Genomic DNA, 13030 nt, shown 5'->3' with positions numbered 1-13030 from the left:
TTGCGCGGGTTTTGCGCAGACACAAAAAAGCCGATCTATCTGATCGGCTTAAGTGTCTGATTTTACTCAGGAATTATGGTCGGGACGGAGTGATTCGAACACTCGACCCCTAGCACCCCATGCTAGTGCGCTACCGGACTGCGCTACGCCCCGACTAGGCGTGAAACTGGGTTTGCTTCTTGTGGAAGCGAGGAGAAATATACCGCAAGCTTTTGAAATGTCAAAGTATTTTAAAACCTTGAATCACTTCTTCAGTACTACCAGCACGTCCTCCAACTCGGAGATCATCTGGCGGATCAGTTGCTTGTACTGGGTGCTGTCGTCCTTGGCCTCATCGCCGGAGAGACGCAGACGCGCCCCGCCGATGGTGAACCCCTGGTCGTACAGCAAGGCGCGAATCTGCCGGATCATCAGCACGTCATGGCGCTGATAATACCGGCGATTGCCACCCCGCTTGGCCGGGTTGAGTTGAGGAAACTCCTGTTCCCAGTAACGCAGCACGTGCGGCTTTACAGCGCACAGCTCGCTGACTTCACCAATGGTGAAGTAGCGTTTGCCTGGGATCGGCGGAAGCTCGTCGTTATGACTTGGTTCCAGCATAGGCCTCAACTCGGGCTTTCAACTTCTGCCCTGGACGAAAGGTGACCACACGGCGAGCCGTGATCGGGATTTCTTCTCCCGTTTTTGGATTGCGGCCAGGCCGCTGGCGTTTGTCCCGCAAGTCAAAATTGCCGAAACCCGACAGTTTGACCTGCTCGTTGTCTTCGAGAGCGTGTCTGATTTCTTCAAAAAACAGTTCGACCAATTCCTTGGCCTCCCGTTTGTTCAGACCCAGCTCCTCGTAGAGACGTTCCGCCATTTCAGCTTTCGTCAGAGCCCCCATACGTCACTTCCTTAACGTGGCGTTCAACCTGGTTTCGAGCGAGGTGAGGATATTTTGCGTCGTGGAATTCACCTCATCGTCATTAAGAGTGCGCGATGGATGCTGCCAGGTCAAGCCAACTGCAAGGCTTTTTCTATGCGGATCAATGCCTTTACCCTCATAGACGTCAAAGAGCCTGAGGTCTGTGAGCCACTCGCCTGCATTTTCACGAATTACGTCCAGTACATCCTGGGCCGCAACCACCTTGTCCGCCAGCAACGCAAGGTCACGACGCACTTCAGGGAAACGCGACAGCTCGCTGAATTTAGGCATTTTTCCAAGCGCCACTTCAGCCAGGACCAGCTCGAAAACGAAGACCGGACGGTCGAGACCGAGGGTTTTCGACAATTCGGGGTGAATCGCGCCGACGAAACCGACCAGACGCCCTTCCCGCTCGATCCGCGCGGTCTGACCCGGGTGCAACGCTGGGTGTTTACCCGGCACGAACGTGAACGAATCCAGAGCACCGGCAAAGCCCAGCACCGCTTCCACATCAGCCTTGACGTCGAAGAAGTCGACGGTGTCGCGCCCCTGTGCCCAGCCTTCCGGCAGACGGCTGCCGCAGACCACACCGGCCAGCATCGGCTCTTGCTTCAGGCCTTCCAGCTGACCGACAAAGCGCAGGCCGCTTTCGAAGAGACGCACACGATCCTGCTGGCGGTTCAGGTTGTGCTGCAACGCCTTGACCAGACCTGGCCACAGGGACGAGCGCATGGCCGCCATGTCGTTGGAGATCGGGTTGGCCAACAGCAATGGCTCGACGCCCGGGCTGAACAGTTCGAACTGCTTAGGATCGATGAAGCTGTAGGTGATCGCTTCCTGGTAACCACGGGCCACCAGCAAACGACGCAGCTCAGGCAGGTCGCTACGCGCCTCGGCCTTGGCTTGCGGTGCAAGACGGGCTTGCGGGTAACGAACCGGCAGGCGGTTGTAGCCGTACAGGCGCGCCAGTTCTTCGATCAGGTCGACTTCCAGACTGATATCGAAGCGATGGCTTGGCACTTCTACCTGCCACTGCCCCGCGCCACTGGCGACAATACCCAGGCCCAGGCCGGACAACAGACGCTCGACCTGCGGGCCGTCCATTTCCATGCCCAGCATCTGGGTGATGCGCTCAGCACGCAGGGTCACCGGTGCCACGGAGGGCAGGTGTGCGTCACTGACGGTTTCGATGATCGGGCCGGCTTCGCCACCGGTGATTTCCAGCAGCAGGCCAGTGGCGCGCTCCATGGCTTCACGGGCCAGTTGCCAGTCCACGCCACGCTCATAGCGGTGCGAGGCGTCGGTGTGCAGGCCATAGGAACGGGCCTTGCCAGCGACGGCGATCTGATCGAAGAACGCGCTTTCGAGGAAGATGTCACGGGTGGTCGCGGTGTTCACGCCGCTGTGCTCGCCACCCATCACGCCAGCAATCGCCAGGGCGCGGGTGTGGTCGGCAATCACCAGGGTATCGCTACGCAGGGTGACTTCCTGACCGTCGAGCAAGACCAGCTTCTCGCCCTCTTCAGCCATGCGCACACGGATACCGCCGTTGATTTCGGCGAGATCGAAAGCGTGCAGCGGTTGACCCAACTCGATCATCACGTAGTTGGTGATGTCGACGGCGGCATCGATGCTGCGCACGTCGGAACGACGCAGGCGCTCGACCATCCACAGCGGGGTCGGCTTCGACAGGTCGACGTTACGGATAACGCGCCCCAGGTAACGCGGGCACGCGGCCGGCGCCAGGACTTCGATCGAACGGACTTCGTCGTGCACCGCTGGCACAACCGGCACCACCGGACGCTCAACCGGAGCGGCATACAGCGCGCCGACTTCACGGGCGAGACCGGCCAGGGACAGGCAGTCGCCACGGTTCGGGGTCAGGTCGACCTCGATGCTGGCGTCGTCCAGGTTCAGGTAGACACGAATGTCCTCGCCCACCGGCGCATCCGCCGCCAGTTCCATCAGGCCATCGTTGCCTTCACCAACCTGCAGCTCAGCTTGCGAGCAGAGCATGCCGTTGGACTCGACGCCCCGCAGCTTGGCTTTCTTGATCTTGAAGTCGCCAGGCAGTTCGGCACCGATCATCGCGAACGGAATCTTCAGGCCCGGGCGCACATTCGGCGCGCCGCAGACAACCTGGAAGGTCTCCGAACCGTTGCTGACCTGGCACACACGCAGCTTGTCGGCATCCGGGTGCTGTTCGGTGCTGAGGACTTCACCGACGATCACGCCGCTGAACGCGCCGGCGGCCGGCGTAACGCTATCGACCTCAAGACCGGCCATCGACAGACGAGCCACCAGCTCGTCGCGGCTCACTTGCGGGCTTACCCAGCCACGCAGCCATTGTTCACTGAATTTCATCCTGCTCTCCTAATAATTCGTTACGGACGACGACCTAGCGAAATTGCGCGAGGAACCGCAAGTCGTTGTCGAAGAACAGGCGCAAGTCATTCACGCCGTAACGCAGCATCGCCAGGCGCTCGACGCCCATGCCGAAGGCAAAACCCTGGAACTCTTCCGGGTCGATCCCGGACATACGCAGCACGTTGGGGTGAACCATGCCGCAGCCCATGACTTCCAGCCAGCCGGTCTGCTTGCAGACGCGGCAGCCTTTACCGCTGCACATCACGCATTCCATGTCGACTTCAGCGGACGGCTCGGTGAACGGGAAGTAGGACGGACGGAAACGCACCGCCAGTTCCTTCTCGAAGAACACCCGCAGGAATTCTTCGATGGTGCCTTTCAGGTCGGCAAAATTGATGTCGCGATCAACCAGCAGGCCTTCGACCTGGTGGAACATCGGCGAGTGGGTGATATCCGAGTCGCTACGGTACACACGGCCTGGGCAGACGATGCGGATCGGCGGTCGTTTCGATTCCATGGTGCGGACCTGTACCGGCGAGGTATGGGTGCGCAACAGCATGTTCGCGTTGAAATAGAAGGTGTCATGCATCGACCGGGCCGGGTGATGGCCTGGGATGTTGAGCGCTTCGAAGTTGTGATAGTCGTCTTCGACCTCAGGGCCTTCGGCAATGCCGTAGCCGATGTGGGTGAAGAACTGCTCGATACGTTCCAGAGTCCGGGTAACCGGATGCAGACCACCAGAGGTCTGGCCGCGGCCAGGCAGGGTCACGTCAATGGATTCGGCGGCGAGCTTGGCCGCAAGATCGGCCTCCTCGAACAACGCCTTGCGCGCATTGAGAACCTCTGTGACACGCTCCTTGGCAACGTTGATCAGCGCGCCGACTTGCGGACGCTCTTCGGCCGGCAAATTCCCCAGGGTCTTCATCACCTGAGTCAATTCACCTTTTTTGCCAAGGTAGTGAACCCGGATTTGCTCCAGGGCATTGATATCTTCAGCGCTTTGCACAGCCTCGAGAGCTTGAGAGACCAGCGCGTCCAGGTTTTCCATGTACAGACTCCAGATACGAAATAGGGGAAGAGCTTAAAGGCTCTTCCCCTATTTATGACGTTTAACACCGGGCCTTACAGAGGCAAGGCCTGGTGATTGTCGGGGGGTACTTAAGCCAAGGTGGCTTTAGCTTTCTCGACAATCGCAGCAAACGCAGCTTTTTCGTTCACAGCCAGATCAGCCAGAACCTTACGGTCGATCTCGATCGACGCTTTTTTCAGGCCAGCGATGAAACGGCTGTAGGACAGACCGTTGATACGCGCACCAGCGTTGATACGAGCGATCCACAGAGCGCGGAACTGACGTTTTTTCTGACGACGGTCGCGGTAGGCGTATTGGCCTGCCTTGATGACCGCTTGCTTGGCAACACGGAATACGCGCGAGCGAGCGCCGTAGTAGCCTTTTGCAAGTTTCAGAATCTTTTTGTGACGCTTACGGGCAATGACGCCACGCTTTACACGAGCCATGAGTTACTTCCTCTATTCTTGACTAAAATTAACGAAGGCGCAGCATGCGCTCGACTTTTGCCACGTCAGACGGATGCAGCAAGCTGCTACCGCGCAGTTGACGCTTACGCTTGGTCGACATTTTGGTCAGGATGTGGCTCTTGAAAGCGTGCTTGTGCTTGATACCGTTAGCAGTTTTCAGAAACCGCTTAGCAGCACCACTTTTGGTCTTCATTTTTGGCATGTTCGGATACTCCGCATTCAGTTGATAAACATAATCAGAAGGCCTGCCGTGCCCTGTTGATTACTTCTTCTTTTTCGGGGCGATGACCATGATCAGCTGGCGTCCTTCCATCTTAGGATGCTGTTCGACCGAACCGTACTCGAGCAGGTCACCTTCAACCCGCTTGAGGAGTTCCATCCCCAGCTCCTGGTGGGCCATCTCACGGCCGCGGAATCGCAAGGATACCTTGGCCCTGTCCCCATCACTCAGGAAACGTACCAGGTTGCGCAGTTTTACCTGGTAATCCCCTTCCTCCGTCCCTGGACGAAACTTGATTTCTTTAACCTGCACTTGCTTCTGGTTTTTCTTCGCAGCAGCAACTTGCTTTTTCTTTTCGAAAATCGACTTGCCGTAGTCCATCACCCGACAGACGGGCGGTACTGCATCGGCGGAGATCTCCACCAGATCCAGCTTGGACTCTTCGGCAATCCGAAGCGCTTCATCAATCGAGACGATGCCAATCTGCTCGCCATCAGCGCCAATTAACCGAACCTCGCGTGCCGAGATATTCTCGTTGATCGGGGCCTTCGGTGCAGCTCGTTTATCTTGTCTCATTTCACGCTTAATAGTAATTACTCCGAATCTGGGCGACCACGCCGGGAAACCGCTTGCGCGAGGAACTCGGCGAACTGGGCGACGGGCATCGAGCCCAGGTCAGCACCTTCACGAGTACGCACAGCGACAGTCTGCATCTCGACTTCCCGATCTCCGATAACCAAAAGATAGGGAACCTTGAGCAAAGTATGCTCGCGGATTTTAAAGCCGATCTTTTCATTTCTCAAGTCGGACTTGGCACGAAATCCGCTTTCGGCCAGAGTTTTTTCGACTTCGAGGGCGAAATCAGCCTGCTTGTCCGTGATATTCATGATCACGGCCTGGGTCGGCGCCAGCCACGCAGGGAATGCACCCTCGTAGTGCTCGATCAGAATTCCGACGAAACGCTCGAAGGAACCCAGGATCGCCCGGTGCAACATCACCGGATGCTTGCGGCTGTTGTCTTCGGACACGTATTCGGCGCCCAGACGGATCGGCAGATTGAAATCGAGCTGCAGGGTACCACACTGCCACACACGACCGAGACAGTCCTTGAGCGAAAACTCGATTTTCGGACCGTAGAAGGCGCCCTCGCCCGGCTGCAGGTCATACGGCAGGCCGGCGCTGTCGAGCGCGGCAGCCAGTGCGCTTTCGGCGCGATCCCACAGCTCGTCGGAACCCACGCGCTTTTCAGGGCGGGTGGACAGCTTCATTTCGATGTCTTTGAAGCCGAAGTCGGCGTAGACAGCCATGGTCAGCTTGATGAACGCCGCGGATTCAGCCTGCATCTGCTCTTCGGTGCAGAAGATGTGGGCGTCGTCCTGGGTGAAAGCCCGCACGCGCATGATGCCGTGCAGTGCACCCGATGGCTCGTTGCGGTGGCAGGCACCGAACTCGGCCAGGCGCATCGGCAGCTCGCGGTAGCTCTTCAGGCCCTGGTTGAACACCTGCACGTGGCACGGGCAGTTCATCGGCTTGATGGCGTAGTCGCGGCTTTCCGACTCGGTGGTGAACATGTTTTCGGCGTAGTTGGCCCAGTGCCCGGACTTTTCCCACAGGGAGCGGTCGACCACTTGCGGGGTCTTGATCTCCAGGTAGCCGTTGTCACGCTGCACTTTGCGCATGTACTGCTCGAGCACCTGATACAGGGTCCAGCCATTCGGGTGCCAGAACACCATGCCCGGCGCTTCTTCCTGGGTGTGGAACAGGCCCAGGCGCTTGCCGATCTTGCGATGGTCGCGTTTTTCCGCTTCTTCAATGCGCAGGACGTAGGCGGCCAGTTGCTTCTTGTCAGCCCATGCGGTGCCGTAGACGCGCTGCAGTTGTTCGTTCTTGGCATCGCCGCGCCAGTAGGCGCCGGACAGCTTGGTCAGTTTGAACGACTTCAGGAAGCGGGTGTTCGGCACGTGCGGACCACGGCACATGTCGACGTATTCTTCGTGATAGTACAGACCCATGGCCTGTTCGTTCGGCATGTCCTCGACCAGGCGCAGCTTGTAGTCTTCGCCGCGCTGGGTGAACACGTCGATCACTTCGGCGCGCGGCGTGACCTTCTTGATCACGTCGTAGTCTTTTTCGATCAGCAGTTGCATGCGCTGCTCGATCGCGGCCAGGTCGTCCGGGGTGAACGGACGCTCGTAGGCGATATCGTAATAAAAACCTTCGTCGATAACCGGACCGATGACCATCTTCGCCGTCGGGTACAGCTGTTTGACCGCGTGGCCAACCAGGTGTGCGCAAGAGTGGCGAATGATCTCCAGCCCCTCTTGGTCCTTGGGCGTGATGATTTGCAGGCTGACGTCGCTGTCGATCAGGTCGCAGGCGTCGACCAGATGGCCGTTGACCTTGCCGGCCACGGTGGCTTTGGCGAGGCCAGCACCAATGGAAGCGGCGACTTCGGCTACGGAAACCGGATGGTCGAACGAACGTTGACTGCCGTCGGGAAGAGTAATAGTGGGCATGGCGCCTCCTCTCCTAGTGGTGACCCCTACCAAAGGTCACGTGGGTTGGGATGAGCAGCCAGTACGCGATTCGTCCAGCCGTTTATGAAAAACGCCTGCCGCACAGTGGCAGGAGCCGTAAGGCCAACCGGAAACGAACCAGAGTGACTGGAGTTCAAAAAAAGGGTTGATGGCTCGGTATCGAGCATGAGACACGCCTGCAATACCGAAAATAACCAAGTCTGGGATGCTAGCACAGATGAACGGTCATCGCCTCGTTCACAAACTGCTAAAGTCGCGGGCGTTTTGTGTCGGGGGTGAACTTGCCCCCGGCTCTCACCCTCAAAGATTCAGAATGCAGCACCGTATCCAGCCGTCTCCAAGGAGTACCCGAACATGCGCCTGATCCACCTTTTCGCCTTTGCCGCCCCCCTCGCCCTGCTGCTGCCACTGAGCGCACAGGCCGCCTGGCCGGCCGGCGCCAAAAACAGCTACATGAAAGACTGTGTTGGCGCGGCCAGCCAGAGCGTCAACCCGACCGTCGCCAAACAGCACTGCGAGTGCGGCGCCAAAGTCCTGGAGACGAAGTTCACCACCCAGGAAATCGCCCAACTGATGAACCCCAAGGCACCCGCGCCGGCTCAGTTGCAGTCCCGCGCCTTGCAGGAAATCGCCGTCTGCAAGGTGCAGAAGTAACCCGCAACCACGGGCCTTTCAGGTCCCAAGCGGGGTGAAAACGGCTCGAAAACGTGACTTTTATCAATATTTACGCAGCTTTTATGGGTTTTTTTAGGGGCTGTCGTTTCTAGTGAAAGCCTTTAAAACCGGGGCCTCCAGCCAATAAAACGGCTAAAGAAAGCGCAACTGATTGGCAATCCGCTGCTGGGGGGGGCTCCCAAGTCGAACATTTCGACTATGATAGGCCAGTGTGCCCAGTTGGCCTGAGCAGCACAGCACTACTGAAAATATATGTTTCTTGGAGATACACCATGTCTAATCGCCAAACCGGCACCGTAAAATGGTTCAACGATGAAAAAGGCTTCGGCTTCATCACTCCTCAAGGTGGCGGTGACGACCTGTTCGTACACTTCAAAGCTATCGAAAGCGACGGTTTCAAAAGCCTGAAAGAGGGCCAGACCGTTTCCTTCGTGGCTGAGAAAGGCCAAAAGGGTATGCAAGCTGCACAGGTTCGTCCGGAGTAAGTTTCCGCGAACTGAAAAAACCCCGTCCATGCGACGGGGTTTTTTATGGGCGCAACAAAAGCCCGACAGCCTTAACCGCAGTTGGCGCGAATGATTTTGCCGCTGCTGTCGGTGTTGAGGTTCAGACGGTCGGAACGGTACTCCAGGGTCACCATGTCGTTAGGACCGAGGACCCGAGCGCTCTGCGCGCCGCTACGGGTGCGGGCTTGCTGCAGCAGTGCGGCCGTGGCCGTCTGACCGATGGTGAAATCGGCGCCTTTGGCTTCGCAACGATCGTAGGTGGTCTGGGCGCCCGAGTCCTTGGCCGGCTCTTTAGCCGCGGATGACTCTGGGGTGGAGCAACCCGCCAGTACCGACAGGGCGAACAACGTCCCCAGGGATGCAAGCTTCCAAGGCATGAAGCCTCCTTCAAATAAAATAAGTAGAGTGCGTGCGACCGCGATTTGCGCCATTGGTTGCACGCAAGGCAGCAGATCATCCGATTCCGACAGCCGCCGCCGACGAGTCTGCCTGACCTGTCGGACGACTTCTGCGGGGAATCGTGACTGAATATGAACGAGTGATTTCGTTCAGTAAATGTCGATGTAGTCGAAAGGTGGATTGGGCCAGTTCTGCTTCAAGGCATTGAACACCTGCATGACCCAGACTTCGTCGGCGGCCGCGACCTTGCCGACGTAGCCGGAGCCCGCCGCCCAGGTCTCCAGGCGGAACAGCAGGCCGTCGATCTGCGCGCCGCCGACCACCCCCGAGGAAATGTAGGCCAGACCCGAGCGCGTCACGCGCAGTTGGGTATGCTCCTCATCGCTGGCCGCCGCGAGCATCTGGCGCACGGCGTCCTGGGTCAGGTTGTCAGGGTTGTTCAGATCGATCTGCATTGAATATCACTTAAGGCGTGCCAGACGCTCTGTCAGCAAGTTGAAAAAGTCTTGGGCATCGCCGTTCTCGACCCAGAACACATTCTTGGGCTGCTTCAGGCCATCGTACCAGTCGACGATGGTCTGGCCGAAGGTCGGGCCTTCACGGCTGTCGATCACCATGTTGACCTGACGCCCGCTGAACAGCTCGGGTTTGAGCAGGTAGGCGATGACGGTGGCGTCGTGTACCGGGCCGCCAGGAATACCATAGTGTTCCATGTCGCCCTTGACGTATTCGTTGAGGATATCACTGACCACCTTGCTGGCGTTGTTGTTCAGTGCCGCGATCTTCTTCAGGCGCTCGTCGCTGGTGAGGATCTTGTGGGTCACGTCCAGGGGCAGGTAGGTCAGCTTGACACCACTCTTGAGCACCACTTCGGCGGCCTGGGGGTCGGCGAACAGGTTGAACTCGGCGACCGGGGTGATATTGCCGCCGTTGAAGTGCGCACCGCCCATGACCACCACTTCCTTGATGCCCTGGGTGATCTCGGGGTCCTGGATCAAGGCCAGCGCCAGGTTGGTCTGTGGCCCGAGCATGGCAATGGTAATGCTATGGGGCTTGGCCGCCCGCAGGGTCTCGATCAGGTAGTTGACCGCATTGCCCTTGGCCAGGGGCGCCTTGGGTTCATGCACGGCGACCCCGGAGATGCCTTCCTTGCCGTGGATATTCTCGGCATAGATCGGTGTGCGCAACAACGGTTTCGGTGCACCCGCGTAGACCGGCACGTCTTCGCGCCCGGCCCACTCGCGGGCCAGGCGGGCATTACGTGAGGTCTTGTCCAGGCGCACGTTGCCGGCCACGGTGGTCAGCGCACGGATATGCAGTTCCTCCGGCGAGGCCAGGGCGAACAGCAGCGCCACCACGTCGTCGGCCCCCGGGTCGGTGTCGATGATCAGGTCGATCTTTTCCGCCGCCTGGGCGCCTGTAGCCGTGAGGAAGGACAAAATCAGCAGACTCCGAAACCAGCGTTGCAAGATCTGAGCATAGCGTTGCATAGCGCACTCCTTGTGCGAGAAAGAACAGTTAGAACGTAACGCCGGCCACCAGCACGACGTTGCAGTAAGGCTGGCATTCGCCGGTGCGCACGACAGCCTTGGCCTTGCGGTTGAGCACTTTGAATTCTTCATGGCTGAGCAACTGGCGTTGCCCCATGGCGCCTTCGGCGTTCAGCGCGTCGAGGTGTTCCAGGGCCGGTGGACGCTTGAGCAGGATTTCCTCGGCCAGCACATGGCTCTCCACCTGCATTTCGCTGAGGACCGTGCGCAAGGTGCTGACGAAGTCGGGAATCCCGTGGGTCAGGGCCAGGTCGATCAGTTCCACGCCCGGCGGCACCGGCAGGCCGGCGTCGCCGATCACCAGCATGTCGCCGTGGCCGAGGGACGCGATCAGGCGCGACAGGGCAATATTGAGCAGTGGTGTCTTTTTCATGGCGATTTGAAACCCTGTACGTCGGACAAGTGGGGAATGGACGGCTGGGCACCGGAGCGGGTCACCGACAGTGCCGCCGCGATCTGGCCGAAACGAATGGCCTCGGCCTCGCTTTGCCCTTGGGCCAGCGCCGCCGCGAAACCGCCGACAAAGGTGTCGCCGGCCGCCGTGGTGTCGAGGGCCTTGACCTTGGGCGCGGGGAAATGCGTAAAACCCTGGCCGTCGGCAAACAACGAACCCTGGGCACCGAGGGTGACAATCACCTTCCCTGCCCCTGCGGCCATCAGCCGGGTCGCGGCCGCCTCGGCACTCGCCAGGGAATCCACCGGCAGGCCGCTCAGGGCCGAAGCTTCGCTTTCATTGGGAATCAGGTAGTCGATCGACGCGTACCAGTCGGCCGGCAGTGGCGCGCTGGCCGGCGCCGGATTGAGGATCACCGTCTTGCCCAGTTCACGCCCACGCTTGAGCGTATAGCCGACGGTGTCCATCGGCACTTCCAGCTGGCAGATGATCACGTCCGCCTCCTGGAGCACGGCATCAAAACCCTTGAGTACCTCAGGAGAGAGACAGCCGTTGCCGCCGGCAACGATCACAATGGCGTTCTGGCTGTTGTCATCGACGACGATCAGCGCGACGCCGCTGGACACGCCCGGCGCCACGGTGACGGCCTGGCAATCGATTCCTTCGGCCAGCAGCGCATCGCGCAGTTGCGGACCGTAGGCATCGTCACCCACGCAGCCGATCATCGACACCGAGGCACCCAGACGCGCGGCCGCCACGGCCTGATTCGCGCCCTTGCCGCCAGACACCGTGGCGAACGACTGGCCCACCAGGGTCTCCCCCGCCCGCGGCAGGCGCTCGGCGCGGGTGACCAGGTCCATGTTGAGGCTGCCCACCACCACTACTTTTGCTTGCATACATCAGTACCCATCAATTCGATTCAGCGGTATTGCGCAAATACGCCCGGCACCGGGGCCGTCGATTCGCGCAGGACAATACTGGGTGTCACGATCCGCCGGTCAACCGCCAGCAGTGGCGTGGCGATTCGGTTCAAAAGCATTTCGGCCGCGGTTTCTCCCAACTGGAGAATCGACTGGCCGACCGTGGTCAACGCCGGGTAGACATAACGGCTCATCTGGATATCGTCGAAGCCGATCACCGACAGCTCACTGGGCACGCGGATATTACGTTCCGCCGCCGCGCGCAATACGCCGATGCCGAGCAGGTCGTTACCGGCGAAGATCGCGCTGGGCCGCTCCCGCTCCAGCAGCCGCGCCGCCGCCTGATAACCGCCGGTGCTGGTGAAATCGCTTTCCACCACCCAACGCTCGGGCACCTGCACCGCCGCCTGCTCCAGGGCCCGTCGATAACCGGCCAGACGCATCTGCGCCACGCTGGTGTCGGCCGGGCCGCCGATAAAGGCAATCGCCCGATGCCCCAGCTCCAGCAAGTGCCGGGTCGCCAGGTAGGCGCCCTCTTCGTGATCGATGCGCACCAGGTCGGCTTCGACCCCGGCAATGCCCCGGTCGACAATGACCATGGGCGTACGCACCGCCGCCAAGCCGCTGGCAAAACCGTCGTCGCCGCCCGTGGACGTGACGATAAGGCCGTCGACCCGTTTCTCCAGCAGCACCCGCAGGTAGCTGCGCTGCTTGTCCGGGTCATCGTCGGAGTTGCAGAGGATCACGCAGTAGTTATTGCGCTCGCAGTAATCCTCGATCCCCCGCGCCAACTCGGCGAAGTAGGGGTTCAAGCTATTGGGCACCAGCAGGCCGATGGTCGCGGTGGTCTTGGCCTTCAACGAACGCGCCACGGCGCTGGGCACATAGTCGAGTTCGGTGATCGCCGCCTCGACCTTGAGCCGTACCTGCTCGCTGACCGGGCGCGTCTTGTTCAGCACATGGGACACCGTGGTGTACGAGATCCCCGCCAACGCGGCCACATCCTTGATGGTTGCCATGCC

16 protein-coding genes and 1 tRNA gene are annotated in these 13030 nt (G+C 59.7%); 2 read left to right on the top strand and 15 right to left on the bottom strand.

Translation table 11 applies throughout. The features are described from left to right. Positions 1-76: 76 nt before the first annotated feature. The 9 genes from HX866_RS11210 to thrS all read right to left on the bottom strand — a co-directional run bounded on the left by HX866_RS11210 (position 77) and on the right by thrS (position 7543). A tRNA-Pro gene (locus HX866_RS11210) sits at positions 77-153 on the bottom strand. Between the two features lie 90 nt (positions 154-243). Next, the gene (locus HX866_RS11205; RefSeq protein WP_017128239.1) at positions 244-600 is read right to left on the bottom strand and encodes a MerR family transcriptional regulator; all 357 of its coding nucleotides are present in this window, start codon (positions 598-600) and stop codon (positions 244-246) included. Further along, positions 581-883, bottom strand: coding sequence for an integration host factor subunit alpha (ihfA, locus tag HX866_RS11200; RefSeq protein WP_002553164.1), 303 nt, complete (start codon positions 881-883; stop codon positions 581-583). The genes HX866_RS11205 and ihfA overlap by 20 nt, the downstream gene beginning before the upstream one ends. 3 nt (positions 884-886) lie before the next feature. Continuing rightward, a complete protein-coding gene (gene pheT, locus HX866_RS11195; RefSeq protein WP_177093604.1) occupies positions 887-3268 on the bottom strand; it encodes a phenylalanine--tRNA ligase subunit beta in 2382 nt (793 codons plus the stop codon). 34 nt (positions 3269-3302) lie between these two features. Then, a complete protein-coding gene (pheS, locus tag HX866_RS11190; protein ID WP_177093603.1) occupies positions 3303-4319 on the bottom strand; it encodes a phenylalanine--tRNA ligase subunit alpha in 1017 nt (338 codons plus the stop codon). Positions 4320-4429: 110 nt separating this feature from the next. Continuing rightward, entirely contained in the window at positions 4430-4786 is a 357-nt protein-coding gene (gene rplT / locus HX866_RS11185; RefSeq protein WP_007905879.1) for a 50S ribosomal protein L20, read from the bottom strand. 28 nt (positions 4787-4814) lie between these two features. After that, a complete protein-coding gene (gene rpmI, locus HX866_RS11180) occupies positions 4815-5009 on the bottom strand; it encodes a 50S ribosomal protein L35 (protein WP_002553160.1) in 195 nt (64 codons plus the stop codon). Positions 5010-5069: 60 nt separating this feature from the next. After that, positions 5070-5621 carry a translation initiation factor IF-3 gene (infC, locus tag HX866_RS11175; RefSeq protein ID WP_177093735.1) on the bottom strand — a complete coding sequence of 184 codons (552 nt, stop codon included), beginning with the start codon at positions 5619-5621 and terminating at the stop codon, positions 5070-5072. Then, positions 5621-7543, bottom strand: coding sequence for a threonine--tRNA ligase (gene thrS, locus HX866_RS11170; RefSeq protein ID WP_177105304.1), 1923 nt, complete (start codon positions 7541-7543; stop codon positions 5621-5623). Before thrS ends, infC begins: the two co-directional genes overlap by 1 nt. Positions 7544-7918: 375 nt before the next feature. Here thrS and HX866_RS11165 point away from each other — a divergent pair, with 375 nt between their 5' ends. Together HX866_RS11165 and HX866_RS11160 are read left to right on the top strand one after the other, a co-directional pair. After that, a complete protein-coding gene (locus HX866_RS11165; protein ID WP_177093601.1) occupies positions 7919-8218 on the top strand; it encodes a hypothetical protein in 300 nt (99 codons plus the stop codon). A gap of 293 nt (positions 8219-8511) precedes the next feature. Further along, entirely contained in the window at positions 8512-8724 is a 213-nt protein-coding gene (locus HX866_RS11160; protein ID WP_003179963.1) for a cold-shock protein, read from the top strand. A 71-nt stretch (positions 8725-8795) separates the two neighbouring features. Here HX866_RS11160 and HX866_RS11155 read toward each other — a convergent pair whose 3' ends face one another. The 6 genes from HX866_RS11155 to HX866_RS11130 all read right to left on the bottom strand — a co-directional run bounded on the left by HX866_RS11155 (position 8796) and on the right by HX866_RS11130 (position 13027). Next, the gene (locus HX866_RS11155) at positions 8796-9122 is read right to left on the bottom strand and encodes an I78 family peptidase inhibitor (RefSeq protein WP_177105303.1); all 327 of its coding nucleotides are present in this window, start codon (positions 9120-9122) and stop codon (positions 8796-8798) included. A 171-nt stretch (positions 9123-9293) separates the two neighbouring features. Next, complete coding sequence (locus HX866_RS11150; RefSeq protein WP_177093599.1) at positions 9294-9599, bottom strand: hypothetical protein; 306 nt, start codon at positions 9597-9599, stop codon at positions 9294-9296. Positions 9600-9605: 6 nt separating this feature from the next. Further along, on the bottom strand, positions 9606-10634 hold the full coding sequence (locus tag HX866_RS11145) for a nucleoside hydrolase (protein WP_177139560.1): 1029 nt from the start codon (positions 10632-10634) through the stop codon (positions 9606-9608). A 28-nt stretch (positions 10635-10662) separates the two neighbouring features. Next, on the bottom strand, positions 10663-11067 hold the full coding sequence (gene rbsD, locus HX866_RS11140) for a D-ribose pyranase (RefSeq protein WP_177093597.1): 405 nt from the start codon (positions 11065-11067) through the stop codon (positions 10663-10665). Beyond that, a complete protein-coding gene (rbsK, locus tag HX866_RS11135; RefSeq protein WP_177139558.1) occupies positions 11064-11984 on the bottom strand; it encodes a ribokinase in 921 nt (306 codons plus the stop codon). Before rbsK ends, rbsD begins: the two co-directional genes overlap by 4 nt. Before the next feature lie 23 nt (positions 11985-12007). After that, positions 12008-13027 (bottom strand): LacI family DNA-binding transcriptional regulator, encoded by a 1020-nt coding sequence (locus HX866_RS11130; RefSeq protein WP_177139556.1) that lies wholly within the window; start codon positions 13025-13027, stop codon positions 12008-12010. Positions 13028-13030: the final 3 nt, after the last annotated feature.

The organism is Pseudomonas gingeri (assembly GCF_013386165.1).
Lineage (GTDB): Bacteria > Pseudomonadota > Gammaproteobacteria > Pseudomonadales > Pseudomonadaceae > Aquipseudomonas > Aquipseudomonas gingeri_C.
This window is presented reverse-complemented; position numbering and strand designations above follow the sequence as displayed.

Bases quoted from the DNA above. Each gene is read 5' to 3' on its own strand.
- rbsK (WP_177139558.1), bottom strand. From the start codon at position 11,984: ATGCAAGCAAAAGTAGTGGTGGTGGGCAGCCTCAACATGGACCTGGTC.
- HX866_RS11155 (WP_177105303.1), bottom strand. From the start codon at position 9,122: ATGCCTTGGAAGCTTGCATCCCTGGGGACGTTGTTCGCCCTGTCGGTA.
- thrS (WP_177105304.1), bottom strand. From the start codon at position 7,543: ATGCCCACTATTACTCTTCCCGACGGCAGTCAACGTTCGTTCGACCAT.
- pheT (WP_177093604.1), bottom strand. From the start codon at position 3,268: ATGAAATTCAGTGAACAATGGCTGCGTGGCTGGGTAAGCCCGCAAGTG.
- rplT (WP_007905879.1), bottom strand. From the start codon at position 4,786: ATGGCTCGTGTAAAGCGTGGCGTCATTGCCCGTAAGCGTCACAAAAAG.
- HX866_RS11150 (WP_177093599.1), bottom strand. From the start codon at position 9,599: ATGCAGATCGATCTGAACAACCCTGACAACCTGACCCAGGACGCCGTG.
- HX866_RS11160 (WP_003179963.1), top strand. From the start codon at position 8,512: ATGTCTAATCGCCAAACCGGCACCGTAAAATGGTTCAACGATGAAAAA.
- HX866_RS11205 (WP_017128239.1), bottom strand. From the start codon at position 600: ATGCTGGAACCAAGTCATAACGACGAGCTTCCGCCGATCCCAGGCAAA.
- rpmI (WP_002553160.1), bottom strand. From the start codon at position 5,009: ATGCCAAAAATGAAGACCAAAAGTGGTGCTGCTAAGCGGTTTCTGAAA.
- ihfA (WP_002553164.1), bottom strand. From the start codon at position 883: ATGGGGGCTCTGACGAAAGCTGAAATGGCGGAACGTCTCTACGAGGAG.
- HX866_RS11130 (WP_177139556.1), bottom strand. From the start codon at position 13,027: ATGGCAACCATCAAGGATGTGGCCGCGTTGGCGGGGATCTCGTACACC.
- HX866_RS11145 (WP_177139560.1), bottom strand. From the start codon at position 10,634: ATGCAACGCTATGCTCAGATCTTGCAACGCTGGTTTCGGAGTCTGCTG.
- HX866_RS11165 (WP_177093601.1), top strand. From the start codon at position 7,919: ATGCGCCTGATCCACCTTTTCGCCTTTGCCGCCCCCCTCGCCCTGCTG.
- rbsD (WP_177093597.1), bottom strand. From the start codon at position 11,067: ATGAAAAAGACACCACTGCTCAATATTGCCCTGTCGCGCCTGATCGCG.
- pheS (WP_177093603.1), bottom strand. From the start codon at position 4,319: ATGGAAAACCTGGACGCGCTGGTCTCTCAAGCTCTCGAGGCTGTGCAA.